At 60.0% G+C, this 25,683-nt stretch carries 36 protein-coding genes and 2 pseudogenes; 14 read left to right on the top strand and 24 right to left on the bottom strand.

The window, feature by feature from the left end; all coding sequences use genetic code 11:
- Nucleotides 1-9 precede the first annotated feature (9 nt).
- The gene (locus R6Y96_RS07105) at nt 10-147 is read right to left on the bottom strand and encodes a hypothetical protein (protein WP_318622539.1); all 138 of its coding nucleotides are present in this window, start codon (nt 145-147) and stop codon (nt 10-12) included.
- Between R6Y96_RS07105 and R6Y96_RS07110 the strand changes: the two genes are divergently transcribed.
- Nucleotides 130-243, top strand: coding sequence for a hypothetical protein (locus R6Y96_RS07110; protein ID WP_318622502.1), 114 nt, complete (start codon nt 130-132; stop codon nt 241-243). The genes R6Y96_RS07105 and R6Y96_RS07110 overlap by 18 nt on opposite strands.
- A 112-nt stretch (nt 244-355) precedes the next feature.
- On the opposite strand, the gene R6Y96_RS07115 is transcribed toward R6Y96_RS07110, so the two are convergent.
- The 13 genes and pseudogenes from R6Y96_RS07115 to R6Y96_RS07175 form a co-directional block, all read right to left on the bottom strand.
- Nucleotides 356-577, bottom strand: coding sequence for a HepT-like ribonuclease domain-containing protein (locus R6Y96_RS07115; protein WP_318620556.1), 222 nt, complete (start codon nt 575-577; stop codon nt 356-358).
- Nucleotides 561-701 (bottom strand): hypothetical protein, encoded by a 141-nt coding sequence (locus R6Y96_RS07120; RefSeq protein WP_318620557.1) that lies wholly within the window; start codon nt 699-701, stop codon nt 561-563. Before R6Y96_RS07120 ends, R6Y96_RS07115 begins: the two co-directional genes overlap by 17 nt.
- A complete protein-coding gene (locus R6Y96_RS07125; protein WP_318620558.1) occupies nt 688-999 on the bottom strand; it encodes a nucleotidyltransferase family protein in 312 nt (103 codons plus the stop codon). The genes R6Y96_RS07120 and R6Y96_RS07125 overlap by 14 nt, the downstream gene beginning before the upstream one ends.
- A gap of 240 nt (nt 1,000-1,239) precedes the next feature.
- Nucleotides 1,240-1,440, bottom strand: coding sequence for a hypothetical protein (locus tag R6Y96_RS07130; protein WP_318620560.1), 201 nt, complete (start codon nt 1,438-1,440; stop codon nt 1,240-1,242).
- Between the two features lie 537 nt (nt 1,441-1,977).
- Nucleotides 1,978-2,772 (bottom strand): hypothetical protein, encoded by a 795-nt coding sequence (locus R6Y96_RS07135; protein ID WP_318620561.1) that lies wholly within the window; start codon nt 2,770-2,772, stop codon nt 1,978-1,980.
- A complete protein-coding gene (locus R6Y96_RS07140; RefSeq protein ID WP_318620562.1) occupies nt 2,769-3,233 on the bottom strand; it encodes a hypothetical protein in 465 nt (154 codons plus the stop codon). The genes R6Y96_RS07135 and R6Y96_RS07140 overlap by 4 nt, the downstream gene beginning before the upstream one ends.
- Nucleotides 3,234-3,779 carry a nucleoside recognition domain-containing protein gene (locus R6Y96_RS07145; RefSeq protein WP_318622503.1) on the bottom strand — a complete coding sequence of 182 codons (546 nt, stop codon included), beginning with the start codon at nt 3,777-3,779 and terminating at the stop codon, nt 3,234-3,236.
- Nucleotides 3,671-4,357: pseudogene (locus R6Y96_RS07150) on the bottom strand (nucleoside recognition domain-containing protein); the annotation flags it as partial. The pseudogene R6Y96_RS07150 and the gene R6Y96_RS07145, both read right to left, overlap by 109 nt.
- Nucleotides 4,302-4,898 carry a FeoB small GTPase domain-containing protein gene (locus tag R6Y96_RS07155; protein WP_318620563.1) on the bottom strand — a complete coding sequence of 199 codons (597 nt, stop codon included), beginning with the start codon at nt 4,896-4,898 and terminating at the stop codon, nt 4,302-4,304. The gene R6Y96_RS07155 and the pseudogene R6Y96_RS07150, both read right to left, overlap by 56 nt.
- Nucleotides 4,899-4,900: 2 nt before the next feature.
- A complete protein-coding gene (locus tag R6Y96_RS07160) occupies nt 4,901-5,134 on the bottom strand; it encodes a FeoA family protein (RefSeq protein ID WP_318620564.1) in 234 nt (77 codons plus the stop codon).
- Nucleotides 5,135-5,138: 4 nt separating this feature from the next.
- Complete coding sequence (locus R6Y96_RS07165; protein WP_318620565.1) at nt 5,139-5,357, bottom strand: FeoA family protein; 219 nt, start codon at nt 5,355-5,357, stop codon at nt 5,139-5,141.
- 367 nt (nt 5,358-5,724) lie between these two features.
- Complete coding sequence (locus R6Y96_RS07170; protein ID WP_318620566.1) at nt 5,725-5,919, bottom strand: hypothetical protein; 195 nt, start codon at nt 5,917-5,919, stop codon at nt 5,725-5,727.
- 495 nt (nt 5,920-6,414) lie between these two features.
- Nucleotides 6,415-6,600, bottom strand: coding sequence for a rubredoxin (locus tag R6Y96_RS07175; RefSeq protein WP_318620567.1), 186 nt, complete (start codon nt 6,598-6,600; stop codon nt 6,415-6,417).
- Between the two features lie 62 nt (nt 6,601-6,662).
- Between R6Y96_RS07175 and R6Y96_RS07180 the strand changes: the two genes are divergently transcribed.
- From R6Y96_RS07180 to R6Y96_RS07190, 3 genes are all read left to right on the top strand, one after another.
- Complete coding sequence (locus tag R6Y96_RS07180) at nt 6,663-6,941, top strand: UbiA prenyltransferase family protein (protein ID WP_318620569.1); 279 nt, start codon at nt 6,663-6,665, stop codon at nt 6,939-6,941.
- 319 nt (nt 6,942-7,260) lie between these two features.
- Nucleotides 7,261-7,734: a PIN domain-containing protein gene (locus R6Y96_RS07185; protein WP_318620571.1), complete on the top strand. Its 474-nt coding sequence runs from the start codon at nt 7,261-7,263 to the stop codon at nt 7,732-7,734.
- A gap of 55 nt (nt 7,735-7,789) precedes the next feature.
- Entirely contained in the window at nt 7,790-8,641 is an 852-nt protein-coding gene (locus tag R6Y96_RS07190) for a 4Fe-4S dicluster domain-containing protein (protein WP_318620572.1), read from the top strand.
- Here the strand turns inward: R6Y96_RS07190 and R6Y96_RS10420 are convergent.
- From R6Y96_RS10420 to thiC, 4 genes are all read right to left on the bottom strand, one after another.
- Nucleotides 8,536-9,096, bottom strand: a complete 561-nt coding sequence (locus R6Y96_RS10420; protein ID WP_404810335.1) for a transposase — start codon at nt 9,094-9,096, stop codon at nt 8,536-8,538. The two genes, R6Y96_RS07190 and R6Y96_RS10420, sit on opposite strands and share 106 nt — an antisense overlap.
- A 67-nt stretch (nt 9,097-9,163) precedes the next feature.
- Nucleotides 9,164-9,484 (bottom strand): transposase, encoded by a 321-nt coding sequence (locus R6Y96_RS10425; RefSeq protein WP_404810336.1) that lies wholly within the window; start codon nt 9,482-9,484, stop codon nt 9,164-9,166.
- Nucleotides 9,485-9,537: 53 nt separating this feature from the next.
- Complete coding sequence (locus R6Y96_RS07200; RefSeq protein WP_318620576.1) at nt 9,538-9,786, bottom strand: hypothetical protein; 249 nt, start codon at nt 9,784-9,786, stop codon at nt 9,538-9,540.
- A 200-nt stretch (nt 9,787-9,986) separates the two neighbouring features.
- The gene (thiC, locus tag R6Y96_RS07205; RefSeq protein WP_318620577.1) at nt 9,987-11,237 is read right to left on the bottom strand and encodes a phosphomethylpyrimidine synthase ThiC; all 1,251 of its coding nucleotides are present in this window, start codon (nt 11,235-11,237) and stop codon (nt 9,987-9,989) included.
- Between the two features lie 239 nt (nt 11,238-11,476).
- Here thiC and R6Y96_RS07210 point away from each other — a divergent pair.
- From R6Y96_RS07210 to R6Y96_RS07225, 4 genes and pseudogenes are all read left to right on the top strand, one after another.
- Nucleotides 11,477-12,052, top strand: a pseudogene (locus R6Y96_RS07210) (transposase); the annotation flags it as partial.
- Nucleotides 12,053-12,229: 177 nt separating this feature from the next.
- The gene (locus R6Y96_RS07215) at nt 12,230-12,523 is read left to right on the top strand and encodes a nucleotidyltransferase family protein (RefSeq protein ID WP_318620579.1); all 294 of its coding nucleotides are present in this window, start codon (nt 12,230-12,232) and stop codon (nt 12,521-12,523) included.
- On the top strand, nt 12,520-12,747 hold the full coding sequence (locus tag R6Y96_RS07220) for a HepT-like ribonuclease domain-containing protein (RefSeq protein WP_318620580.1): 228 nt from the start codon (nt 12,520-12,522) through the stop codon (nt 12,745-12,747). The genes R6Y96_RS07215 and R6Y96_RS07220 overlap by 4 nt, the downstream gene beginning before the upstream one ends.
- Nucleotides 12,732-12,860 carry a HepT-like ribonuclease domain-containing protein gene (locus R6Y96_RS07225; protein WP_318620582.1) on the top strand — a complete coding sequence of 43 codons (129 nt, stop codon included), beginning with the start codon at nt 12,732-12,734 and terminating at the stop codon, nt 12,858-12,860. Before R6Y96_RS07220 ends, R6Y96_RS07225 begins: the two co-directional genes overlap by 16 nt.
- A gap of 113 nt (nt 12,861-12,973) precedes the next feature.
- On the opposite strand, the gene R6Y96_RS07230 is transcribed toward R6Y96_RS07225, so the two are convergent.
- A complete protein-coding gene (locus R6Y96_RS07230; RefSeq protein ID WP_318620583.1) occupies nt 12,974-13,507 on the bottom strand; it encodes a hypothetical protein in 534 nt (177 codons plus the stop codon).
- 199 nt (nt 13,508-13,706) lie between these two features.
- Entirely contained in the window at nt 13,707-14,018 is a 312-nt protein-coding gene (locus R6Y96_RS07235; protein WP_318620584.1) for a J domain-containing protein, read from the bottom strand.
- Between the two features lie 98 nt (nt 14,019-14,116).
- On the opposite strand from R6Y96_RS07235, the gene R6Y96_RS07240 reads away from it, so the two are divergent.
- From R6Y96_RS07240 to R6Y96_RS07255, 4 genes are all read left to right on the top strand, one after another.
- Nucleotides 14,117-15,286, top strand: a complete 1,170-nt coding sequence (locus R6Y96_RS07240) for an aminotransferase class V-fold PLP-dependent enzyme (RefSeq protein ID WP_318620585.1) — start codon at nt 14,117-14,119, stop codon at nt 15,284-15,286.
- Nucleotides 15,258-15,629, top strand: a complete 372-nt coding sequence (locus R6Y96_RS07245) for a hypothetical protein (RefSeq protein WP_214022336.1) — start codon at nt 15,258-15,260, stop codon at nt 15,627-15,629. Before R6Y96_RS07240 ends, R6Y96_RS07245 begins: the two co-directional genes overlap by 29 nt.
- Nucleotides 15,616-16,242 carry a class I SAM-dependent methyltransferase gene (locus tag R6Y96_RS07250; RefSeq protein ID WP_318620587.1) on the top strand — a complete coding sequence of 209 codons (627 nt, stop codon included), beginning with the start codon at nt 15,616-15,618 and terminating at the stop codon, nt 16,240-16,242. The genes R6Y96_RS07245 and R6Y96_RS07250 overlap by 14 nt, the downstream gene beginning before the upstream one ends.
- Nucleotides 16,243-16,342: 100 nt before the next feature.
- Nucleotides 16,343-16,660 (top strand): alcohol dehydrogenase catalytic domain-containing protein, encoded by a 318-nt coding sequence (locus R6Y96_RS07255; RefSeq protein WP_318620589.1) that lies wholly within the window; start codon nt 16,343-16,345, stop codon nt 16,658-16,660.
- 284 nt (nt 16,661-16,944) lie between these two features.
- Here the strand turns inward: R6Y96_RS07255 and carB are convergent, their stop codons facing one another.
- Nucleotides 16,945-20,115, bottom strand: a complete 3,171-nt coding sequence (gene carB, locus R6Y96_RS07260) for a carbamoyl-phosphate synthase large subunit (RefSeq protein WP_318620590.1) — start codon at nt 20,113-20,115, stop codon at nt 16,945-16,947.
- The gene (gene carA / locus R6Y96_RS07265; RefSeq protein WP_318620591.1) at nt 20,115-21,170 is read right to left on the bottom strand and encodes a glutamine-hydrolyzing carbamoyl-phosphate synthase small subunit; all 1,056 of its coding nucleotides are present in this window, start codon (nt 21,168-21,170) and stop codon (nt 20,115-20,117) included. Before carA ends, carB begins: the two co-directional genes overlap by 1 nt.
- 128 nt (nt 21,171-21,298) lie before the next feature.
- Between carA and R6Y96_RS07270 the strand changes: the two genes are divergently transcribed.
- The gene (locus tag R6Y96_RS07270) at nt 21,299-22,180 is read left to right on the top strand and encodes a flavodoxin family protein (protein ID WP_318620592.1); all 882 of its coding nucleotides are present in this window, start codon (nt 21,299-21,301) and stop codon (nt 22,178-22,180) included.
- A 28-nt stretch (nt 22,181-22,208) separates the two neighbouring features.
- Nucleotides 22,209-22,553, top strand: coding sequence for a hypothetical protein (locus R6Y96_RS07275; protein ID WP_318620593.1), 345 nt, complete (start codon nt 22,209-22,211; stop codon nt 22,551-22,553).
- Here R6Y96_RS07275 and R6Y96_RS07280 read toward each other — a convergent pair.
- Complete coding sequence (locus R6Y96_RS07280; RefSeq protein WP_318620594.1) at nt 22,550-23,131, bottom strand: carbonic anhydrase; 582 nt, start codon at nt 23,129-23,131, stop codon at nt 22,550-22,552. The genes R6Y96_RS07275 and R6Y96_RS07280 overlap by 4 nt on opposite strands.
- Nucleotides 23,132-23,482: 351 nt before the next feature.
- The gene (gene ilvD, locus R6Y96_RS07285) at nt 23,483-25,126 is read right to left on the bottom strand and encodes a dihydroxy-acid dehydratase (RefSeq protein ID WP_318620595.1); all 1,644 of its coding nucleotides are present in this window, start codon (nt 25,124-25,126) and stop codon (nt 23,483-23,485) included.
- Nucleotides 25,127-25,683: the final 557 nt, after the last annotated feature.

Below are 25,683 nucleotides of genomic sequence, written 5' to 3' on the forward strand. Positions count from 1 at the left end.
CGGCACGGACTATTGCCCTGACGGGAACTCCCCTTCCGGCACGTCGCGGAACTCGCCCTCCTCCGGGAGGCAAAAATCCTCCTCGACGGCCGGTTCCACCCCGACGGCTACAACGCCGGCCAGACGATGATGCACCTCCACGTCCACGTCATCCCCCGGTATGCCAGGGCGGGGTGCGGGGAGCAGTCCCGGAGAAGAGGGTGTATTGAGAGGGCTGCACAGGGTGCCGGGAAGAATCAGTAAAGGAAAAGGCAGTGTGCCCGGCGGCCGGAGAGGTCGAACTGCCCGGACTCAAGAGAAGACGATCGAGCCTATACGGTTGGAGCAGGGAGCCCCCGGTCCTGTGACGCCGTTCCTACTCCTCCCCCAGGAGATCCCGCACCTCACCGGAGAGAACCGGCAGGTAACCTTCAACGACACCCCAGACAACCTCATCAGAAACAGTTGCGTAGCCATGGATCAGGCGGTTCCTGAATGCGATGATCAGGGATGCGTCGGAGATCTTCCCCTTGAGGTCAGGCTCTCGCCGCAGAAGTTGGTTCAACGCTTCGCCGATGATCTCAAACTGCCGCTCCACCGCAAGACCGGAGCATGGGGTCGGCGTGATACTCCTCGTAGGTCCTGCCGGCGGTGAATTGGGTGATATACTCGGCAGCCCTGGCTATATCATAGAGATACTTCTTTGCTTCAAGCGACGGCATAGACATCTTTGCAGGTTCCTTCCACGGACTCACGGAAGATCGGGTTTCTGATCGCCGATCGCTCGACGAGATCGATCTTGCGGCAAAAAAGCCGGGCCAGGTCTTCTGCGAGACCAAAGTAAGCCTCTGCATGCTCCGCTGGAGTCATCGGTTTGAACTCAACAACAAAATCGATGTCACTCGTTGCAGGGTTGAACCGGTCGCCGGTCACCGAGCCGAATACCCCGAGCCTCCTTACGCGGTGGCGTGCAGCGATGCGGTTGATCTCAGGGATCTTCTCATGAATGATTGCGTGCATCGGACTCCTCTGTGATGATAGTCACACCCTGAATGCATTACCTTTTTCGGATTAGGATGAAGCAGGCCCTGAGAAAGCAGGAGTGATTCGAGAAGGTCTTTGACCAATAACTGTTCTGAAGAGGTTGATACCGGTCCCTGGGATTCGGTAAGAGCCCCGGGCCAGGAGGCGGGGAGACATCCGCAGGCATCCTCTCCGGAGCAGTCGTCAGAGGGCCCCTGGAGGACTCTGATATGCCCATCATCTCAGGGCGTGGAGCCGCCGCCCCTCCCGACCGTTCCACTCCCGCACCAGCCGGGCATAACACCCCGCACAGATGCTCACCCGGTCAGCCGCCGAGCGGTAGACCACCTTCCCCGCATCGCAGACATCACCCCGGCCGAGGTCCACCCGCACCCGGGAGAACGCCCGGTGGTCGAGCACCCCCGGCAGGGGCTGCACCTTCGCCAGGCAGCCATAGCAGAGATACTTCTTCCCGCCGCCCCGCCGGAGCGACGACGTCAGTCGCAGATATGGCAGGGCTCGTCCCGGGACACCAGGAGAGGCACGTAGTCAGCAGGGTTGATCCCCCTAGTTTGCAGAGTTACACCCTGACGTACACCCAGAAATCCCCCATACACCGACCGTTTTGGGATCGGACGGGAACCCCTCGGAATCCCCGACATCTTTGCACCATCCCCGGTAGCACGGGCACCCCTGGAGGGATCACCCGCCCCGCCGGTCGGGCTCTCCGTTCCCGGGAAATGATGTACATGAACACGCTGATCATTAAATATCTCTGTATATATCTCTTCGATGCAACAATAACCGCCAGACCGGGCATCTTGTTCTCGGTGCATTCAGTCAAAGCATAAACCAGGATTATTCCTGCCGTGAGACCTTCACCCGCCTTTTGTACCAGTCCGTCTCGAAATGCTTACATTAGGTAAAAAGAAGTGGCGATCCTGTGGACCGTCTCATCCGGGGTATCCACGCGCGCTACCTGCGCTTCTTCCCCATCAGCACGATACCTGCACCCATTATGCAGAGCAGGGCCAGAAATACCCCGCCACCCAGGAGATCCGGTTCCTCCTCTTCAGGAGGCTCGATCTCGTTGAACAACTCGTAGTCTGGTTTTTGCAGGAGATCAGCCCTGAGAGTATTCCACTTTTCCAGGAATTCGGCACTCTCGGCCTCGGTCGCGGTCTTATCGACTTTCACCGCCCTGCGCAGCTCAAAGAAACCTTCTGGGAAGGCGTCCTCGCGGAGCGTGAGCGTCACGGATTCCCCCGTGGAAAGCCGGGTTACCTCAAACCGGTAGTCGTCAAGGCACCGGTTATTTGCAATCACCATCCTCGCCTGTTTTGAATAGTCGGCCAGTACAGACCCGTTGGGGGCAATCAGCGTCAACCGACCGGCGGAACCGGCGTCCATCCCGGGACCGGTTCCGGTCACGTACCAGGCAGTATGGAGAGCTCCGTCCGAGACCAGGCGGCTCTGCACGCCGATATCGGACCGTTCGGGGATTTCATCGCCCCAAACCTCATCGATACCGGCCAGCAGGACCCTGTACATGCAGACGCAACAGATGCAGGCATCGGGCTCTTTTCCTTCCAGCCCACCATGGTATGCCGCAATATCGTCGATGCCGATCTCCTCCGGAACGCCGTTATCCAGAACGACAATCGGACCGAGATCCACCTCGGGTGCCGCATCGGCGCCGGGCATGTGGGCAAGAGCGCCCTGGCAGAGCACCAGGGCGGCAAGCATCAGAATAAACCCTGTCCTCTTCATACCTCATCGAACCTCCCGTTGAAGAGGAAGTAGACGATCCCCAGCGTAAACGGCAGGAGGAGGATCGCCGGCGAGTAGGGTGGGGCAAACCCACCGATGAAACCGGCAACCGAGTTGAAGAACTCCGGCGCCTCCTCGCCGGCGGGAATGCTCTCGCAGAGCCGGGCGAAGATATCGGTGCCGGCAATGATCCAGATCATGGCCGCACCGAGCACCGTCTTCCCGAACTGTTCCATGGTTCCACGGCCCCTCAGGCTGCCGAGCATGAACAGGCCGCCGAAGACCAGAATGGCGCCTCCCCACGCCCAGCGGAAGAAGTCGTCGCCGGCGATCTCAAGGATGCCGATTGAAAAGCCGGGGCTCGCCCCGGCCCAGACAAGGATGTCAGCAAGGCCGAAAGCAAGCGTAACGAGGCCGAGCAGCCCGATGTAGAGTGTAAACATACTGGAATTCTGGTTCATTTATGCAACCCCCATGAGGATGCCGGCGGCGTGGATCAGTCCGCCGTAGATGAAGACCGCCGCCACGAGCACTGCAACCGCCGCTGCAAGTTCCTTCCACCCCTCACGCAGCATCACCACGAAGGTGGCCACGCAGGGGAAGTAGATAGAGACGAGCACCACGGCGGTGATCATCTGGTACGGCGTCATGGCAATGGCGGAGAGCTGAGCGACAGCGAGGTCTTTGCGGAGGAAAGCTGCAATGAGCGGCCCCACCGTCTCTTTCGGCACCCCGAACCAGGTGACGAAGAGCGGTTCGAAGAGATCGGCGAGTGCCCCGATGACACCGGCCAGATAGAGAACGTTGACGACCAGCACCCCGAAGAGGACGAACGGAATTCGAGGATGAGGTAGAGCATGACCCAACCCACCGTCTCGGGAATGACCTCGAGCATCACGCCGAGCTGGGCGCCGCAGGGGATGAATATGGCAAGCAGGGTCATCATGATGAACCGCTGTTTTCTCGTCTCCAGGACACGGGTCGCCGTCACCGCCGGAACGTTGCACCCGAGTCCGAGGATCGTCGGCACGATGGCGTAGCCGTGCAGCCCCATCCGGTGGAAGACGGTATCCATCAGGACGGCGAGGCGCGGGAGGTAGCCAGAGTCTTCAAGAACCGTCATCATCAGGTAGAAGATGATGATTGCCGGCAGCACCACCCCGATCGCGACGAAGAGACCCGATGTGAGCATCCCGAACGCTTCGAAACAATTTTCAGCCAGCGGGTCGCCGACGAAGAGGAAGTAGTGGATGCTCGCCGGGTCGGGCCAGGCCTCCTGGAGCCACGGAAGCCAGTAGTTGTCGAAGGCCTTTACCATGAAACCGTCCGTGACGAGGGCACCCGCGAACGAGGAGAAGATGCTCCAGAACGCGTAGAGCACGGCGAACGCAACGGGTATGCCGGTGAGCGGCCTGACGGTGAGGTCGCCGAGAACGTCGCCGAGGTTCTGCCGGTAGGCCCCGGCGGTCACCGTTTTTCTGGCGATTGCATCGACAAGGTCCCACCGTTCCTGCACGGTAAGCGCCATCCTAGCATCCCCCGCACAGGCCGCACCCGGCACACCCGCCGGACTGTTCCGGCTCATCGAACCGTCCGTCGGCCCGGGCCCGCACGGCCTCAATATCGGCCTTCTGCGCCTTGCGGATCATCTCCGCAAGGTCTCGGACGCCTTCGCCGCTGACGGCCGATGTCGGCACCACCGGCACGCCGAGGATCTTCTGGAGCACGTGGGTATCGACCACGATCTGTCGGTCGCGTGCGGCGTCGATCATGTTCAGCGCGATGATCACCGGACACCCCCGTTCGATCACTTCCAGAGCCAGGTAGAGGCCCCGCTCAACGCGCGTCGCATCGAGGACGACCAGAACCACCGCATCCGAATTCTCCGAGATCAGCCTGACCGCCACGCCCTCGGCGGCATCCCGTGCCTCCAGGGAGTATGTCCCCGGTGCATCGATAACCTCGTATTCCTTCCCGTTCTCGATGAGAACGCCTTTCGTATAGTCGACCGTCGTTCCCGGGTAGTTAGAAACGACCGCATCCCCCCCGGTGAGCCTGTTGAAGAGAGCGCTCTTCCCGACGTTCGGGTTGCCCATCATCAGCACGGTCTTAGACGTATCCGCCATGCTCAAGACCCCTCGTGACCTTCGACCTCGACGACGACCCCTTCGGCGGTATCCAGCCCCATGGCCACTTCCATATCGTCGACGACGACGACAACGGGCCCTTTGATGGGCTGGCGGGTGATCATCTTAACCTGTTTTTTCAGCCTGATCCCAAGGCAGTTGAGTTCGTGCTGCGAGGCACGGATCTCCCGGACAACGCCGGATTCGCCATATTCCAGTTCGGACAATCTTTTCACGAAATTACACCTTCTGTACCTGAATTTTCTGTGCCATTCCCCGGCCGAGGACGAGCGTCTCATCGCTAATCCGGACGACAACCGGGCCGAATCGGCCGGAGAGTGCGGTGAGGGTGCACCCCACGGCAAGCCCGCGCAGCGCGAGGTGCTGGCAGAGACACTGCCCGCCTTCGATCGCAACAACCCGGGCGCGTTCATTCGGAAACAAGTCGGTCAATTGCATTCTCTCGCAAAACGGGTATCTAATTCGGTCGTAATCAACCAGAGCCGAACACTCTTCGGAAAACCGGGGATACCCCGAAGAGGTTTCGGAAGAAGCAAGTAAACCAAAAGCCGACCGGTTCCTCCGGCGAGCAGCGGTGCAACCCTCTCTGCGGGGGCATGACCCGCTCAACGAGACGTGAACTGAGATCCGGTCCGTTGTGTAGCGTGAGTCACAGCGCCATGGGAATTTCGTGACGCGAAAAAGAGAGAGATCGTTTATCGGATGATGTTGATCTGGTACGTTCTACGGAGTGAGGCACTACCATGGTTCTCCTGCCCCCTTATCCGGGTGACAACCCGGGAGAATGCTAAACTTCAGCGAATGGCTACACCGGATCACCTCCAGGGTTCCGGGCGGCACGGTTCGATGCCGGATCGGTTCCCTCCTCCCGGGAAACGATCCGGAGGAACTTCAGGCCGGAGAGTGCCGGGTGGCCGCCACCCGTCTCGAGTCGCGCGATCACGGTGAGAGGCCTGCGCGGGATCTCCGCCCCTCTGCAGGACTGCTTGTTTGGCTTCATCTCTTTTTTGTCTCCTGGCGGATTCTGCCGCCACATATCCTGTGTGTCGTTCGGGAAGCATGTACCCTTCCCGCATTCTGTTCGGTTTTGCCCTGAAAACGAGAGAACAGTTCGGTTCATCGCTAAAACCAAAACCCTCCGGAGGCAGGGGTGCGGTCCGGGCTACCCGGACCGTGGTTTTTCCTGCCGCTCCGGATCCGATTCCGATCCGGAGAGACGCCGGACGAACTCCAGGATCGCCTCCGGGTCCCGGACGCCACGGATCGACGCACCGCTGCTCATCTTAAGCCCTCCGAGAGCGAGGCTGCCGGCTCTCTCCGGGGAGAGCTATTCTTCGGATTCATGTATCCTGTATCTTTCATCTTCATGACCTCCTGTGCCCTGTATATCCGGTAAGGCGTTCGGGAGAGATGATTTTCACCCGAAATAAGTTTGGATCCGTACAAATACCCGGAAAAGAGGGGGCAGAGAGCAGCGGGCAGCTGCATGGACGGTTCAGAGCCCGAGACGCGCAAGAGGGGAGGCAAACGGAGCAAACCTGCTCTTCTCCACGAGGCAGACCGGGCAACGCCAGTCCGGGGGAGGGTCTTCAAACGTGGTTCCCGGCGGAGCGCACGCATCGCCGATCTTTTCGTCGTAGATATGCCCGCATATCGAGCAACGGCAGGTCGTCACGGTCATGGGGTGAACCGGCTGCAGACTTGACCTGCCTGCAACGCTTTTTGAACCAGAGCGTAGAACTCATGACATACATCATGAGAGAGACCCTCACGGCACTCGCGGACCTGACCCGGGCTCATTTCTTCTTCGTCTGGCCCCTGCTCTTCTGCTCGGGACTGGCGCTTGCGTTTGAGAACTACGGCGGGTTCTCGTGGGAACTCGTCGGCCGGGCAGCGCTGATCGGCCTTTTCGGCTTTCTGGCCGGGTTCGTCCTAAACGACTACGTCGACCGGGAGTACGACCGGCGGGGAGAGAATGGAACCGGGAGATGCTCCCACAGACTGGTGCGCCGGGGAACCTAGAGAGGCTAACAGGTCAAACAAAACAGATCGTTTTTTTAATGTACCTGATCGATACGTCTCACATAGGAAGGGCGTGTCGCTTAAGGGGTACGGTGTCATCTCTCACCAGGAAGAAGATTATTGTGCACCACCTTCCAGGCGCGTGGTGAAATGACAGAGAAAGGCGATCCGAGAGTGAACGTTGGCCAAAAATACGAGCGGGGTATGCTCCCGTATGGTGGTGCGGTTGATTGCCGCGGGCAGATTGCATACGCCATAAGCGAGGATGAACACCGCCTCCTCATGCAACGGCTCAGGCGGTAAACCAGCAGCAGGTTCAATGGACCAATCGGTCTTTCTGGATGCCTGCGTCTTTTATGATTGTCTTGAGCATCCACGATGTAAACAGATCCTTGACCGGGCTCACAACCTCGGATTCAAGATCTGCACCTCGATAACGGTTCTGGGCGAGGCACTCATCACAATGCTCAGACGGGACGATGCCGACGACCATATTGCAGCGTTTGTTTCCCTGCTGAAAGAATGGGATATACTCTTTGTTGTCCCGAGTGACGGCGTCAGGATCATCCGTTATGAACTTGGGGAGGACTACACCGATACAAGAATGCTTGGGCAGGCCACCGACAGGACCCATCTGGCATATGCGATGGCATACGGGTTTAAGCACTTTATTTCTACAGATCAAGTCATCAGGACATACAGCCTCCCAAGAAAGGTCCTCGACATGGGCTTTAAAAAAACTGAAGTCTACGACCTGATCGAATTCAGAAACGATGTCCTGAACCGCCGATAAAAGCAGCGGGTATGATTTAACACCACTTCTTCCCATATTCTAAGGCAGGTACAACATGACTGACAGGAAGAAGAACAGAAACCAGGGGGTCATCCGCCTCCGGGAGAAGGGAAAGGTCGCCGTGCGGGGGAGGATACCCGCCGGCGTGATGACCGTGCAGCAGATGGCGGCAATATCCCGGATCGCAAAGGAGTTCGGGGACGGTACGATCGAGCTGACGGCCCGGCTCAACGTGGAACTCCCCGGCGTCGACCGGCGGGACGCGGGGGAGGTTGCAGAAAGGCTCCGGCAAGCCGGAGTAGAGCCCGGGAGCACCGGGGCCACGCTCAGGTCAGTCGTCGCCTGCAAGGGTACGGTCTGCAGGCACGGGTGCTACGACACCCAGGGGCTCGCCCGGGCGATCGAGGAACGGCACGGCGGATGCGATCTCCCCCGGAAACTGAAGATCTCGATCGCAGGGTGCCCGAACAACTGCGCGAGAGTCCAGCTCAACGATATCGGGATTATGGGGAGGCGATTCCCCCTGTTTGCCGAAGAATGTGGCGGCTGTGGGGCGTGCGAGAAGGTCTGCCGGGAGGGAGCGGTCCGGGTCACTGACAATAGCGTCTTCTTCTCCGGGGAGGACTGCGTCGGGTGCGGTGACTGCATCGCAGTCTGCCCGGAGAACGCAATCGGTGTCGCTTCGGAGGGACTGTGCCTCTTCCTCGGCGGGAGGTCGGGCAGGGTGCTCCAGGTCGGGACCGAAGCAGAAGGGCTGGTCACCGAAGAGAGGGCGCTTGCGATCGTCGGAATGCTGCTCGACTACTTCAGGGAGAACGCACGGCCTGGCGAAAGGCTCGGGGAGTTGATGGAGCGAGTTGGGGAGGATGAGGTCTTTGCGGCCGTCGGGATGAGACCAGGGAGGTGAGGGGGTCCCGGGTTCGCTTGTATCTGGTCCCCCACCGGTAACTCTTTTGATGGGCGGTATCGGCATGCCAGGTGAATCAGTCCCATGAATGAGTGCTCATACCGCTCGTATCGTGGAACGATCTTCTTAAGCGCTTCAATCCAGCTGAAAAACCGTTCTACCGCACTGTGCTTCTTGTAGAGTTCCGGATCGAACCAGAACGGTCTTCCGCGTTTTGGATGTTTCCGGGATCTCCAATTTACCGGAATATTACTTTTGATTCCTCGTTTCCGGTTGTACTGACGAATTTCCAGGGCATCGTAGGTTGCATCTGCGGAGATGACCCCGGGATGATCCAGCACTTTGGGGATCTCAAATGCTTCGAGAGTTGGCTCGTAGAGCCGGGAATCATGGACATTTGCAGGGGAAACTATGCAGACAAGCGGGAGCCCGTTCCGATCGACCAGAGCACTCAGCTTGTTCCCGTTTACCTATTTATAGCCATCATAGCCGATTGATCCCTTTTCGTATGAAAATGGCCCTCTAGATATTTTCATCTGGTATGCATGTGGCCCTGTGGGCATCATGTAGTTTTTTGCCGGGATATCCTTGGTGTCGGTCGCACAATGCGAGAGATCGATCTTCTTGATCTCGTACCCCGACTGGAGCAGGTCGAGAAAGATTGCCTGGTACACTCCTTTCCGTCGATTTGGTACCGTAGTTCGCCGGTACATCGAGCCAGGAGCATCCGGTAGTGAGAACGTACAAAATACCGTTGATCAGTCCGCGGGGATCACACCGGGGCCGGCCGATGTGTGGCTTTGTTGGGGGGGAGGTATTTCTGAACAATCTCCCAGAGATCATCGTCAATTTCCCGGAATACCATTATCCCCGGTTTTATCTGAGGGGACTTATAATTATAGGATCACCTCCTTCTCACGATGCCCTCTCTCGTAGTTGTCCCAGTCCCCGCATTCGGCGAGAACCTTCCACTTCTGCTGTATATCCCCCTCCAGCCGCACGATCCGGGCAGTCCCGTCGAAACTCTCCTCGACCCCGAAGAATTCTCGTGCCTTCTGCTCGTTGAACGGGCCATAGCGCTTGATGTCGTCATGGTCGCCGAGAACCTCTACCCTGTACTTCAGACGGGAGATGTCCATCATCATTCACCGGTCCAGGGAATCACCTGCAGATCTATAAACCATGGGGATCTCCCACCGATACGAGGTGGGTGAGAGGGCCCCGGGAGGGGAACCGCCGCGCTCAGGTCCGGGGTTGATGAGGTCATGGCACCAGGCACGCGGCACCGGAGGGATGCCAGAGTTATGGGATCAGGGAATGAAGGTCAGAAAAAGCCTGACAATCCTCACCTCTGCTCCCTGAGCCGTTTCATCAGGGCGACCGCACAGAAGTCCCCGCACATCGTGCACGGTCCCGGTTCGGGGGCGAGAGCCCGTGCAGTCTCAGGATCGATGGCATGGGCGACCTGCCCATCCCAGTCGAGGCGAGAACGGGAACGGGCGAGGGCGAGATCCTCGTCGTCCATGCCGTACTTGATCGAGTCGCCGATATGGGCGGCGATCTTGAAGGCGATGAGCCCCGCCCTGACCTGGTCGGGGGTCGGGAGGCTGAGGTGCTCGGCCGGGGTGAGGTAGCAGAGGTAATCGGCGCCGGCGCCGCTCGCGATGCTTGCACCGACGCACCCGGCGATGTGGTCATACCCAACAGCGGTATCAATGGGGAGGGGGCCTGCGACAAACAGCGGCGCGGGGGAGTGCTCCCGGTAACGCCGGAGGTAGACCGGGATCCGGTCGGCCCTGACATGGCCGCCGAGCCCCTCGACGATCGTCTGGACACCCCGTTCATGGGCGTAGGCAGCAAGCCTCGCGTTCTGGCGCATCTCCCCTTTCTGGGCCTCGTCCATCTCGTCGTGAATGCACCCGCTCCGCATCGTGTTACCGAGGGAGAGGACGATGTCGTGCTCCCTGAGGATAGCGAGGACCTCGTCGAAGTGCTCGACGAAGGGGTTCTCGGCGTCATGGGTGAGCATGTAGGCAGCGGTCATCGACCCGCCCTTCGAGACGACTCCCATGATCCGCTCCCCATCCCAGGCAGCGTCGATCATCTCCCTGCTGACGGCGTGGAGAACGAACGAGGAGACGCCCTCCTCAGCCTGGTGCTTGAGGGTGGCAAGGACATCCTCTGCAGTCAGGTTGCCGATCCCGATCCCGGCGGCGGCCTGGTAGATCGGCACCGTGGTTATCGGGAGGGCAGTGGCGGCAAAGATCGTTCGCCTGATCGCCGTGATATCGCCTCCGGTAGAGAGGTCGGTGATGGTATCAGCGCCATGCAATTCGGCAATCCTGGCTTTCTCAACCTCCTCTTCGGGGTGCACCCGGGAGGTTGAGGTCCCAAGGTTGACATTGACCTTTGTCCGCAGCCCGCGGCCGATGCCGATCGAACATCTTCCGCGCGTCATGATGACAGCTTCGCCGGCAGCGATGGATCGGCAGAGGTCTTCGGCCTCGATTCCTTCGGCCGCTGCGACCGCTTTCATCTGGGAGGAGATAATTCCCTCCTGAGCCTCTTCGATCTGGGTCTTCATCCTCTCATACATTGGGCTTCAACCCGGAAAAATCCCGCTGCGCAGAGACCACCGGCACCAGGGAGCGGGTTGGGTTATTCTCCCGGGCAGTGGACCGTGTGGGAGGAAAACCGTGCCCGGGAGCCCACCAACCAGGATTCCAGCTCGTTTCCAGAAACCCCTGCGCGATCCGCGGTAGCGTAACGAAAGTTCTGTAAAAATTGAATTGGCCCTGGATCCAACCTAGATTTAGAGAAAGGAGAAACAGGGTCATGGATCCCTTAGCGTTAATCGAAGATTATCTTTCCGATAATGAGAATGGCATGAAGACCCTCATCACCTGGTTCCTCAACCAGGTGATGCTCGCAGAGGTCCTCCAGCAGGCAGGAGCTGCCCAGTACGAACGCACCGATGCGCGGAAAGCGCATCGGAACGGCTACAATGACCGAACCCTCAAGACCTGATACGGGGAGACAGTTCTCCGGAAACCCCAGTTCCGCGAGTTCCCGTTCGAGACGCAGGTCTTCGGGCGCTACGCCCGGGTGGAGAAGGCACTGGTGAATGTTGTTGTCGAATCTTATCTGCAGGGTGTCTCGACCCGCCGGGTTCAGGGGATTGCTCAGCACCTTGAGCACCTTGGTATTGACAAACTCTCGCCTGCCTCCGTCTCCCGGGTGGCGAAAGATCTCGACGATACGGTTCGGGAGTTTCTCCAGCGACCAATCGAACAGGCGATTCCATACCTCTTCGTGGATGCGTCCTACTACAAAGTCCGCGACGGAGCACGATACGTCACCAAGGCGGTCCTGGTGGTCGCCGGCCTCCCGAAAGGGGCGAGGGTCGAGATCGAGATGGTCGCGAGGGTGCGGTAACCCGGCCGGAAATGCACCGGTGCCGGGACCTGCCGTGCCGACACCACCTTCGGCAGGGGATACCGCGATGACCGGAGCCGATGCTCCCACGGCGAACAATAGATTAAAGCAATCCGCGAGCGTAAGAGGACATACAGCAGGAGCGTTGCGCACATGAAAACCCGCACCGAAGTCCTCGAGGTCCTTCGCTCCCTGAAGGCCGAACTCAGAGAGCGATATCACGTCGAAAGCATCGCCCTTTTCGGGTCGTATGCCCGTGAAGAACAGGGGGAGGGCAGCGATATCGACGTACTTGTCGAGTTCGGTTCCGGTGCGGATCTCTTCGATTTTATCGGGTTGTCACACTACCTTGAAGAAAAACTCGGAACAGGCGTGGACGTCGTGCCGGAGGCGGCACTTCGCCCAGAGATCCGCAGTCAGGTTACCCGGGACCTCCTTGTTGCATGAGATCGCATACTCTCTATCTCTCGGACCTTGCTGCTGCGCTTGAGAAGATTGAGGAGTTTACCGCAGGCATGATCTATGATCAGTTCCTGCACGACGACAGGACTCAGAGCGCCGTCATCAGGAAGTTCGAGATCATCGGCGAGGCGGCAAGATTCCGCTGCCCGTCCGGGAGAAGTATCCCGCCGTTCCCTGGCGCGAGATGGCGGGGATGCGGGATAAACTGATTCACACGTATTTCGGCGTCGATACGCAACTTCTCTGGCGGACCGTCGTCAATCGCGTTCCAAAGCTCCGGCAGGAGATCCGCCGCATCCTCGAGCAGGAGCGCGGGCGGTAACTTCAGGATGGCGTTGCCTGACACACGAATGGCGTGATACCCGTTCACCGCCGCATTCCGAACCCGCGACACCCCCATTGATAAACACCCATCAACCTCCCTCTCCATACTCGTTATGGAGAGATTCGATGCCCGCAATAGGAATAAGTGAAGGAAGCGAACTGGCTCAGCAACCGGAACCCTTCAGGAAGGAGTACGAACTGCAGGAGATCCTCGCCGGGCACCCGGTGCTCCTCGTTGACCGGGACGATACCGCGCTCGTCACGGTAAGCCGGGAGTTCCCGTTTGAGAACGGGTTCGCCGATATCGTTCTCATCGACAGCAACGGGCAGCCGGTCATCGTCGAGGTGAAGCTGGCCTGCAACGGGGAGTCGCGGCGCGAAATGATCGGCTGGCTCTGCGACAACCTCTCTGCGATGGGGGGACTTTCGCCCGACGACGTGAACGAGAGGTCTGCAGGCCTTCTCGAAGAGATGTTCCAATCCATGGCCGACGCCGAGGGGGAAGAGAATCCCCGGGACCGGCTCGCCCGGTTGAAGAGCAATTTTGCCTCGTATTTGAGAGCCGGGCAGATCCCGGGGGGCATCATCGTCCTCGACGCCGCTCCGAACGACCTCATCAGAGAGTTTGGCTACCTCAACGAACACAGCGATCTCGATCTCCGGCTGCTGGTGGTCGAGCGCTACCGGCCCCGCAGCCGCCTGCCGTATCGGGCGAGCGCGAACAACGCTCGCCCGGGACCGAACCCCTGGTGTTCGCGAGAGAGAATAAGCATGAGGAGCGACGGCCGGGTTATCCGGCAGCGTAAACCGCTTCGATATCCTCCGGGTCGTAAACGGGGAACCCCTAACCCCAGATCGGGTCGTCGCCGAACCTCTCCATCCAGTAGTCCGCGGGGCTCTGCTCCAGGTCCTTTTCAAGATCTTCGAGCCGGAATGAGACGGGACGGTTCATGCAGTAGTCGGTCAGGAGATCGTAGGCCTCTTTTAAGCGGATCGTCATCTCGTGGGACTCCGCCGGGTCGTTTTGCGACACGTCGGGATGCCATTCCTTGACCCGCTCGGAGTAACGGGCGCGGATCTCGTTAAGGGTGGCCTGGTTCCGGATGCCGAGCAGTTCTGCCGCTTCCCTCAGCCGCCCGGCGGTTATTGTGGTCATCAAAGATGCATGTACGGCGCCCACAGGATAAGTGTTGCGAAGTGCTCAAAGCGATCTCTTTTTGGTCGCAGAGGACAGATCCATTCAAATCGAGTCTTATGGCAGACAACCCGCCGATCATCTATTTAAACAACGCCGCCACGACCTGGCCGAAACCCCCGGAGGTGCTGGAGGCCGCGAGACTATCCCTTGCCCTCCCGGTCTTCGGGTCGGGGAGGACCACCGGGAGCCAGGGCGAGGACTATGTCACGCTGGCACGGGAGGCGCTCTCGGGCCTCCTTGCCGCAGACCCGCCGGAGCACGTGGTCTTTACCCAGAACGCGACCGAGTCCTTAAATATCCTCATCCAGGGATTCCTTGCCGAGAAAGAGGCCGGGTGCCACGTCCTCACGACAGAACTCGATCACAACTCCGTTCTGCGGCCGCTTCACGAGCTCGAACGGCAGGGCCGCATCCGGCTGACCGTCCTCCCCTTCGAGAACGGCGCTGTTCGCCCCGATATGGTCGAAGCAGCCATCACGCCCGACACCCGGCTCATGGTCACGGCCCACGGGAGCAACGTGCTCGGGTCGGTGCAGGATGTCGCCCGCATCGGGGAAGTCCTGCACGATCACGGGGTCTATTTCATCGTCGACGGGGCACAGACCGCCGGCCACACTCCCGTCGATCTCGGGGCTCTCCCGGTCGACGCCTACGTCTTCACCGGCCATAAAGGCCTCCTCGGCATCCCCGGCACCGGCGGATTCTACCTGCGGGATCCTGAATCGATCGCGACTGTCCGCTACGGGGGGACCGGGACGGACTCCTTCTCGCTCTTCCAGCCCCGGGAGATGCCGGAGCGGTTCGAGACCGGTACGCACAACTATCCCGGCCTTGCGGCGCTCGCTGCCGGGGTGAACTACATTGCATCCATCGGCTTAGAGACCATCGCAGAGAAGGCTGAGCGCCAGACGGCGTATCTCATCGGGGAGTTGAAGAAAGAGCCGAACATCACAATCTACAACGAGTCGCCCGCCCTTCCGATCGTCTCCTTCAACATCCATGGGATGGAGAACGACGACGTGGGGTTCATCCTCGCCCGTGCCTACGGGATAGTCGCCCGCACGGGGCTCCACTGTGCGCCGCTCGTACACCGGGCGATCGACGAGGGGCGAGGCTCCGTGCGGCTCAGCCTCTCCTGGTTCACCACGGACGAAGAGTGCCACCTCACCGCACAAGCAGTAAAGGAGATTGCACAAAATGCGAATTCTTCGATCGGTTCGCCATAAATCCTGTGCCGACGGCACGTTCATGAAGGAGTTTCTCCTCAGTGAACCGGTGCCGTCGGGGTTCTTCTCGTACCTGGAGAATTTCGGGGGGGTTGAAGCGCTCCCCGGCCTCGGCGAGGGGTTCTACAAGTTCGAGAAACCCGACTGGTTCTCCATCAAAGGCCTTGCCGGGGACACCACCGTCGAGGTCAGGTTCAAAAAGGAGGTCATGCACCTGACGGTGGATTTCCTCTATTTCCTCATCTCAGCCTACCGGGAAGGGCCGGTGGATCTCTCGGTGCTAAAACAGAGGGAGCAGGCGGTCGGGAAACGGGTGCGAGAACACCTGTATGGGCATGATTGACAGTAGCAGAATGCCAGGGGACGTATTCGAGCGATTTGCGGAGGATTACGATCGCTGGTTCGAGGAGCACCGCACCGATTACCACGCAGAACTCGCCCGGATTCGCCGTCTCCTCCCCGCCCCGGACTCCCGTGCCGTCGAGATCGGGGTCGGTTCCGGGCGGTTTGCCGCACCACTTGGTATCCCGCTCGGGATAGAGCCCTCGCGAGCCCTCGGGCAGATGGCGCAGCGGCGGGGGATCGAGGTGATCCGCGGGAGAGCGGAATCGATCCCGCTCAGGGACGGATCGTGTTCGTCCGTCCTGATGGTGACGGTCATCTGTTTTCTGGACGATCCGGTTTCGGCATTCGAGGAGATCCACCGGGTTCTCGTTCCGGGGGGTACGCTCGTCCTCGGTTTTCTCGAACGCGAAGGCAAGGTTGCCCAAAAATACCTGCACGAGAATGAAAAACACCGGTTCCTCTCCCGCGCCCGGTTTTATTCGCTGGACGAAGTCGGGGAACTCCTCGAACGCACCGGGTTTCGCGTGGCGGAGGTCGACTCAAGGGCCGGATTCTCGGTTATCGCCGCGCGGAAAGACTGCCCGGATCCCTGCACCTCAACGATGAGTTGACGGAGGTCTCAATTTTTATAGTGTCCTGCCGCCACTGCCGGGTCGAAAGGAGGCGGGAAAATGAAAGCCCTGGCAATACTCAAGATTGGAGAGATCGGGGGTGGATAGAAAAAGGATAGACCCGCCTGCTGCCCGGGAGACGCCGTCGTCAAACCGCTGGCGCTCGCCCCGTGCACGTCCGATATCCACACTGTCTGGGAGAGGGGGAGAGGGCGAGAGGCACGACCTCATCCTGGGGCACGAGGCGCTCGGGGTGGGAGACGAAGTCCGGGACTTCAAGCCAGGTGATCGGGTCATCGTACCGGCGTTCACCCCCGACTGGGAGACGGAGGCCGCACAGCGCGGGTATCCCTCGCAGACCGGGAGCCGCTCGGAGGATGGAGGTTTTCGCCGAGTTTTTCCACATAAACCTGACTGATTACAACCTCGCGCACCTGCCGGGGGTATGTCCCTGGAGGCGGGGGTCATGCTCCCGGACATGCTCAGTACCGGGTTTATGGGCGCCGAGAACGCTCACATCGGGATCGGGCCGGTCGGGCTGTCCACCGTCGCCGGTGCAAGAATAAATAACACCGCTGAGTTCTCCGATCGGAGATTATTGACTATATGGTTGTCCTTGATACGATATAGTAGTTTTGTACCGTCTTGTCCCAGCCTGAACGCACGGGTTTGGGAGAGACGAACACACAGAACCTTCGCCCGTTACGCCAGTCCATGGTAGTGCGCGAGTGGCTCGATCGTGATCTCTGCATGCTTGATGACCTCGATCGCCATCGCGGCCGCCCTGGCAGCCTGGAGTGTCGTGATGTAGGGGATAGCATAATCCACAGCAGCCCTCATGATCTGGATATGGTCGTGGCGGGAGGCCTTGTCCGCCGGGGTGTTGATGATCAGCCGGATGTTCCCCGACCTCATAGCGTCGATGACGTTTGGCGACCCCTCCAGCACCTTCCGCACAAGGTTTGCCTCTATGCCGTTCTGGGCCAGGAATTCAACCGTCCCGCTCGTCCCGTAGAGGGTGAGACCGAGTTCCCTGAGTTTCCGTGCGATCGGCAGGAGTTCCTCCTTCTGCTCGTCGCTCACCGATATAAAGACGTTCCCCTCCGTCGGCAGGGTGTTCTCCGCGGCGGTAGATGCTTTGTAATAGGCGCGGCCGAAATCGTAGTCGATCCCCATCACCTCACCCGTACTCTTCATCTCCGGGCCGAGCACGGTATCAACGCCGGGAAGTTTGTTGAAGGGGAGGAGAACCTCCTTCACCGCAACGTGCCGGATCTCGCGTTCAGCAGCACCCATGTCGGCAAGTTTCCTGCCGACCATCACCTTTGCCGCTATCTTTGCAAGTGGAATCCCGGTTGCCTTTGCAACGAACGGCACCGTCCGGCTCGCGCGGGGGTTGGCCTCCAGCACGTAGACCACATCATTCTGCACGGCGTACTGGATATTTATAAGCCCGACAACCCCGAGACCCAGGGCAATCTTTCTCGTGTATTCGCGCACCCGCTCGATCACCGATGGCGAGAGCGACTGCGGCGGGATGACACAGGCCGAATCCCCCGAATGGACTCCCGCCCACTCGATGTGCTCCATGATACCGCCGATAAGAACATCCGTCCCGTCGCAGACCGCATCCACATCGATCTCGACAGCGCCCTGGAGGAACGAGTCGATCAGCACCGGGTGCTTCCGGCTCACCCGGACAGCCTCCTTGATGTAACCTGCGAGTTCGGCATCGTCATGGACGAGTTCCATTGCCCGTCCCCCGAGGACATAAGACGGTCTGACCAGCACCGGGTAGCCGATCTCTCGGGCAATCTCAAGCGCCTCCTTCTCCGAGTAGGCGGAACTGTTCGCCGGGCTCGGGATCCCGAGACGCTTCAGGAGGCGGCTGAACCGGTCACGGTCCTCCGCCACGTCCATCGCGTCGGGAGATGTCCCCAGGATCTCTGTCCCAAGACCGAGACGCCTGATCTCCGCCTCGAGCGGCACGGCCAGGTTCACCGAATTCTGGCCGCCAAACTGGACCATCACACCGTAATAGTCGTCTTTCTTGAGGATGTTCATGACGTCCTCAAGGTGCATCGGCTCAAAGAAAAGCCTGTCAGATGTGTCGGCATCGGTTGAAACCGTCTCGGGGTTGTTGTTGATGATATGAACCTCGATCCCCTCTTCCTCGCGCAGAGCCATCACCGCGTGGACGGTGCAGTAGTCAAACTCGATCCCCTGCCCGATCCTGATCGGCCCGGAACCAAGGATCAGCACCTTCTTTGTGCCGTTCCGTGTAAGCTCGCAGCCGTCCTCCCAGGTGGAGTAGAAATACGGCGTGGTCGCCGGGAACTCGGCGGCACATGTATCAACCATCTTGTAGGTCAGCACCCCGGACAGTCTCTCAACCTCGGCGGCGGTCAGGCCGGTCAGTTCCTGGATCTCCTCGGCCGTGAACCCGTAACGCCGGGCGGTTCTGACATCTTCCGGTGCAGCGCTGGTCTTCAACTTCCGTTCGAGGTCTACGATGTTTCTGACCTTCTCCAGGAAGAATGGTGCTATGGATGTAAGCCTGGCAACCTCCTCGACGGTGAACCCCTCGCGGAAGGCATCGAAGAGACACCCGAACCGCTCGTCTGTAGGGGATGTGAGGATCATCCGGATCTCGCTCGGGTTTTCGTGCCGCTGCATATCGTTGTCAAGCGACCGGAGTGCCTTCTTGAACGCCTCCTCGACCGTCCGCCCGATCGCCATCACCTCGCCGGTGCTCTTCATAGCGGTGGTGAGCGTCCTGTCTGCCGACCGGAACTTATCAAACGGCCAGCGAGGCACCTTCACCACGACGTAGTCGATTGCCGGCTCAAAGGACGCCGGGGTGACGCCGGTCACGGTGTTCGTGATCTCATCCAGCCGCAGCCCTATTGCAATCTTTGCCGCAACACGGGCGATCGGGTAACCGGTCGCCTTGGACGCGAGCGCTGAGGAGCGCGAGACCCGTGGGTTCACCTCGATGACCCGGTAATCGCCGTCCTGGTAGGCAAACTGGATGTTGCACCCGCCCTGGATGCCAAGCGCCCGGATGATCTTTATCGCGGCAGTCCGGAGCGTCTGGAACTCGTCGTCCCGGAGGGTGAGGATTGGTGCGACAACAACGCTCTCACCTGTATGGATGCCCATCGGATCGACGTTCTCCATGCCGCAGACGGTGATGCAGGTATCTGAGGCGTCCCGCATCACCTCAAACTCGATCTCCTTCCAGCCGGCGACGCTCTCCTCGACCAGAACCTGGTGAATACGGGAACGTGCAAGACCGGTCTCGCATATGCGCCGCATCTCCTCCGGTGTGTGCGCCACGCCGCCACCTGAACCGCCAAGGGTGTATGCCGGCCTGATGATCGCAGGCAGACCCACCTCCTGGATGGCGTCCTCGATCTGGTTCATGTTCTCCAGGATCATGCTCCGGGGGACGGGCTCTCCGATGCTGTTCATCAGGTCGCGGAACTGTTCCCGGTCCTCGCCGCGGTAGATCGCCTCAAGCGGTGTTCCAAGGATCTCGACGCCCTTGAGAGCACCCATCTCTGCGAGTTCCGCGGTCAGGTTGAGACCGGTCTGGCCGCCCATGCCGCTCAGTATACCATCAGGCTTCTCCTTCTCTATGATCTTTGCGATGATCCCGGCCTTCAGGGGTTCGATGTAGATGGTGTCTGCCATATCGGGGTCGGTCTGGATCGTCGCGGGGTTTGAGTTGACCAGGACGACCTCGACACCCTCTTCCCGGAGGGCGCGGCAGGCCTGCGATCCCGAGAAATCAAACTCGGCCGCCTGTCCTATCTGGATGGGGCCGGAGCCGATAAGGAGGACCTTCTTAATATGAGGCATCTTTGGCATTATGGAATCTCCCTGTATATGCGGTCAAAGAAGTGCATCTCAGTATCCCTGGGCCCACCGTGCGCCTCTGGATGGAACTGGACGCAGGTGATGCTGAGATCGCTGTTCTCGAACCCCTCGACCGTTCCGTCGTTCACGTTCCGGTAGGAGACTGTGCAGCCCTCCGGCAGGCTCTCCTCGTCCACGGCGAACCCGTGGTTCTGTGTGGTGATGTAGATCTTTCCGTCGCGGTAGCGGACAGGCTGGTTCGTCCCCCGATGGCCGAACTTCATCTTGTAGGTCTCTGCGCCGAGTGCAAGGGCTGCAACCTGGATACCCATGCAGATCCCGATTATGGGCAACTCTCCGGCCAGTTCTCCCACACACCTGATGGCCCCCGCCGCCCTTTTCGGGTCGCCGGGGCCGTTGCTGATGAAGAGAGCGTCGGGTTCTGCAGCCATCAGATCGTCTGCTGCTGCGTTGTGCGGGAAGACGTGGATCTCGGCGCCCCGGTAGCGGAGACTCTCTATGATGTGGCGTTTCACCCCGAGATCTATGAGGGCGATCCGTTTTCCGGGGCCGCTGATGGTGTATGGTGCGGTGCAGGAGACACGCTCGATGAGATCCGTTCCTGTGATCGGGGGAGCCGACCTTGCAAGCCTGACCGCCTCATTCCCGTCCTCGCCACCGACGATGAGAGATGCCCTGAGTGTGCCGCATGTCCGTGTCTTTATGGTCAGGCTGCGGGTATCGACACCCGATATCCCCAAAAGAGCGTTTTCTTCAAAGTATTCCGCAACCGGGGGTCTCGAAGCTGGCACGCGAGCGATCTCGCGCACGACACAGCCAGCCGCCTGAACCCGGGGGCTCTCAAAATTCTGTAGGTCTACACCGTAATTCCCGATGAGGGGGTAGGTGAACATCAGGATCTGCCCGGCATAACTGGGATCGGTCAATGCCTCCATGTAACCGGTCATCTGCGTCGTGAAGACGAGTTCCCCGGAACATCTCCCTTCAACACCAAAACCATCCCCTACAACAAATGTTCCGTCTTCAAGACCCAGAACCGCCTTCATGAATTACCATATCATGTGGATCGGATTCCTTATTAACGGTAGTGACCAGCCGCGTGCCGGCCTGGAAAACGGCGCATACCTCAGGTAATCCGAAATGTAGAATATAGGACAAGACGAGATGAGAGACGATGAGCGAGAGCGCGACAGAAGAGAAGACCCAAACTATCGAGACACCTGAAGGAACGTTCACCATCAGGCTGACCATGGATGATATGGGAGACATCTACCCCGGGATGATCCGCTACAACATCGAGGTTCTGCGCGGCACGGAGACGGTCTACACCTACGCGATCAACTCTTACGAGATCCCGCCTGGTTCGCTCTTTGATGCCCGGAAGACGGCGGATATAGTCTTTGCCAGGCTCGCGCAGGACGTCTCGTCGCGCCCGCACCTCTATCTCAGGCCGCGGGTCTTTACGCGGCCGCTGCCGGGGGATACGGTCGATGTTGTGATCCTGCAGGGGAGTCCCCGCAGGTTCGGCAACTCCGCAAAGATTGCGTCCTGGTGCGATGATGAGGCCGCAAGGGCAGGTCTCTCCTCCCGTGTCTTCTACCTGCAGGATATGGATATCAGGGCGTGCATAGGCTGCTACGTCTGCTACGACCAGGGTTACTGTCCTGTGGATGATGATATGCCCCGTCTCATCCGGGCGCTTGAGACTGCATCGCTCATAGTTGTCTGCACGCCGGTCTACACCAACACGGTTCCTGCACCCCTGAAGGCGGCGATGGACAGGTGCCAGTGGCTCCACGCACGGGAGAAGGTGCTGGGAAAAGAGGTGCGAGCCCGCGGTCTGCTCATCGCGGTTGCGGGGCGGCGGGGGAAGGAGGCGTTCACCTGCGTCACGGGCGTGGTCAGGGCGTTCATGGGAAACCTGGGTATCCGTTTCGCTGAGCCGATTTTGATAGGTGATCTCGACCGGCTGCGGGACGTGGCAGAGATCGAAGGGATTGAAGAGGAGATCAGGGCTTCGCTGCGTGTTCTGCTCGTCTCCGGGGACGAAGGATAATATAGCATACGCCCCTCACCGTTGATGCATGCCAGAAGTGATAGTCGAGATTGTCGGGCTCAAAGATTCCGAGTGCGGGCCCTTTCCCTGTGACGAGACGAGATCCTGCGGCCTTGAGGCCTGCCACCCCTCAAACAGCCTGCTGAGGGCCATCGGCGCCCTGCGCGAAGAACTCTTCGCTGAGTATGGGGGGAGGGTGGTGCTGAAGACGACTCTGATCGATGAAGGGATGCCTGAATACGTGCGGCGCCTCATCGAGGAGCACCACCCGCCGATCCCGATCATCCTGGTCAACGGCAGGCTCACGCCTATTGGGAGGATCTCGCTCGACCTGATAAAAGAAGAGATTGATTCGGTTCTTAGAACCCCCTAAAATATCTTCTTCAGCTCGCCTGTGGCAAGGTCGAAGTAGAGGCCGTGAATCTGGATCCGCCCCTCTTTTTCTGCGGCCCTGACGGGAGGATAGGTGCGGAGATGCTCGATCTGCAGGCCGACGTTCTCGATCTCGATGAGACGAAGCCTGTTCTTCTCTTCTTCGGGGGTCTTCGGGACCGGGATCCGGGAATCGACACGACGTTTCGCCTCAACCGCGTTGTTTAACCAGAGCGGGATGTAGTTGTCGCCCCCTTCGTGGTCGAGCGACTTTATCGCTCCGCAGTTTGAGTGTCCGCAGATGACGATATCATCGACCTTGAGGTGGTTCACTGCATACTCTATCACGGTTGCCAGGTTCCAGTCGTGAAGGGGGACGATGTTGCCGATGTTGCGGTGCACAAAGAGTTCTCCGGCTTTTGCACCGGTGATCCGCTCCGGGTCCACCCTCGAGTCGGAGCACCCGATCCAGAGGGCACCGGGGTGCTGGGCCGATGCGAGCGGCCCGTAATGATCGGGATCTCTTCTGAAGTCTTCTTCGAGGAAACGCTTGTTCCCTTCAAGGTATCTCTCTATCATCTCTCTTCTGCTCCTTATGCGGTGTGGACGATCACATCTCCATCCATCACCTGGCAGAAGAGTGGGTTGTTCCGGGGGGGTTAAAAATGTATACAGGTGGATCTTTGAATACCGTTCAACCAGTGACACGCCGAGACAGGGGCGAGCCCCACACCAGGGGATGATTCTCCGTCGATGCGGTGCCATGGGGGATGAGAAGATCCGCGGTTCGATGCGATCACCTCACCGAAATCCCGTTCCTCTCCCCGTGCACTCTATCCGGCTCAATCACCCCTCTCTGGTCGATTCCTCACCTCAAAAGACGGTATTCAAGAGAGAGGGGGTGTCCCCTCCGCCGTCACGGGGAAACCCTCACCGCTGGACGGCGCCGTGGTTTGCCTGCTCGACCGTCCTGGCATACCTGCCGAGCACGCCGGCGATCTTGCGTTCGGGTGGTTTCCAGCCCTTCTGCCGCTCTTTCAGCGTCTGCGGATCGAGACAGAGGTCGAGTCGCTTCTCGTAGAGGTCGATCTCGATCTCATCGCCGTCCTCCACAAAGGCGATAGGCCCGCCGACCGCGGCCTCGGGTGCTATATGCCCGATGCATGGCCCCCTTGTGCCGCCAGAGAACCGGCCGTCCGTGACCAGTGCAACCCTGGCATAACCAAGCCCCATCAGTGCTGATGTCGGTGAGAGCATCTCCGGCATCCCGGGGCCTCCCCGCGGCCCCTCGTAGCGGATCACGACAACATCGCCCTCCGCAATCTCGCGCTTAAGGATCGCGTTCATCGCGGCATCTTCGCCGTCGAAGACACGTGCCGGACCCCGGTGACGCCACATGGCCTCCGGGACAGCGGCGCACTTGACGACGGCGCCGTCGGGGGCGAGCGTTCCCCGGACGATCTTTAGACCACCGGCGGGACTGACCGGGGCATCGGTCGACCTTATCACCCCCGGGTCAGCGATCCTGGCGTTCTTTGCGATCTCCAGTATAGACCGGCCGGAGACCGTCGGGGCGTCGTCGAGGAGGTGCTCAAGCCTCTTTAATACCGCCGGTATGCCTCCCGCGCGGTAGAGGGCAAGCATCGAGTGTGGCCCACCGGGCATCATGTGGCATATGTGCGGCGTCTCCTCACCGATGGCGCTAAATGTCTCAAGATCAAGAGGAATGCCTGCCTCCAGCGCAATGGCCATCAGATGAAGCACGGTGTTCGTCGACCCGCCGAGCGCCATGTCAACCCTTATAGCGTTTGAAAGGCTCCCGGGGGTGAGGATATTGCGTGGCCGCAGATCTTCCCGCACCAGGCCGACAACGCGTTCCCCGCTCTCACGGGCTATGCGGAGTTTAGCGGCATCGACCGCCGGGATGGCTGCACACCCCGGGAGGGAGAGACCCAGCGCCTCGGTCACGCATGCCATCGTGTTTGCGGTATACAGTCCCTGACAGCTCCCGCACCCAGGCATCGCCGCACACTCGATCTCGCCAAGGTCTTCTTCGGTCATCGTGCCGGCGGCAACGCGGCCAACGCTCTCGAAGACGTCTATGAGAGAGAGTTCGCGGCCAGCCGCGAAACCGGGGAGCATCGCCCCCCCCGTGACGACGATCGTCGGGACGTTGCACCGCACCGCCGCCATGAGCATCCCGGGGACGATCTTGTCACATGTCCCGAGACAGACCAGGCCGTCGAAGCGGTGCGCCTCGACCATCAGTTCAATGGCGTCAGCGATGTTCTCCCGCGAGGGGAGGGAATACCGCATCCCCTCGTGCCCCATCGCGATCCCATCGCAGATACCGATTGTCCCGAACTCAAACGGCACCCCGCCCGCGGCCGCGATCCCCTCCTGCACCTTCTGCGAGATCGACCGGAGGTGGATGTGCCCAGGGACGATGTTGTTGTAGGCGTTTGCTATCCCGATGAACGGCATCTCCATCTCGCGGTCGGTGATGCCAAGCGCCCTGAGCAGCGCCCTGTTCGGGGCACGCTGGTAACCCCTCTTAACCGTCTCACTCCGCATGGTAATCCTCGTATGAGAATACGCGCGTGGGGGGGAAAAGAGTATTCCGGGTGTCGGGGGGTGGTGCAGGAAACGACTGGCGGGAGCGTAGTGCGATGCTCCGTGCGGAGCGGAGCAGGAGTACCGGAGGTGCGAGTGGCGACTTCCCCGCAGGGGAAGGAGGTCTGAGGCCGGAGGGGAATCTGTACGGTGAAGGACGTGGAATGTCACGTTTGAGACCGCGCCTTCGCCCGCTCCCAAAGTCACATTCCATCTGGTCAAACATAGCCGGGCACGGCTTCCCAATGGATATCGCCACGCGGGGAGGGGCTGACGGGGAGGGGGATGCAGCCCCCCTCCCCTGTCTCCATCCCAGAAGGGCACATCTGTAAACCCCACCCCGCCCGGCCTCCGGCCTCCTCCCCCGCCCCCAGGGGCCAGGGGCAGTCATGATGATAGGCGATTGTTCCTTACAGGACATCGCTGGAGAATACCGAAGGCCCTAGACAGGGACTGGTCGAAGGTGCGAAGAACAGCACACCTGGAGTTTGAGAAACAGCCAGGCTTCGAGTGCACGA

Origin of the sequence: Methanoculleus receptaculi (assembly GCF_033472595.1) — an archaeon.
Taxonomy (GTDB): Archaea; Halobacteriota; Methanomicrobia; order Methanomicrobiales; family Methanoculleaceae; genus Methanoculleus; species Methanoculleus receptaculi.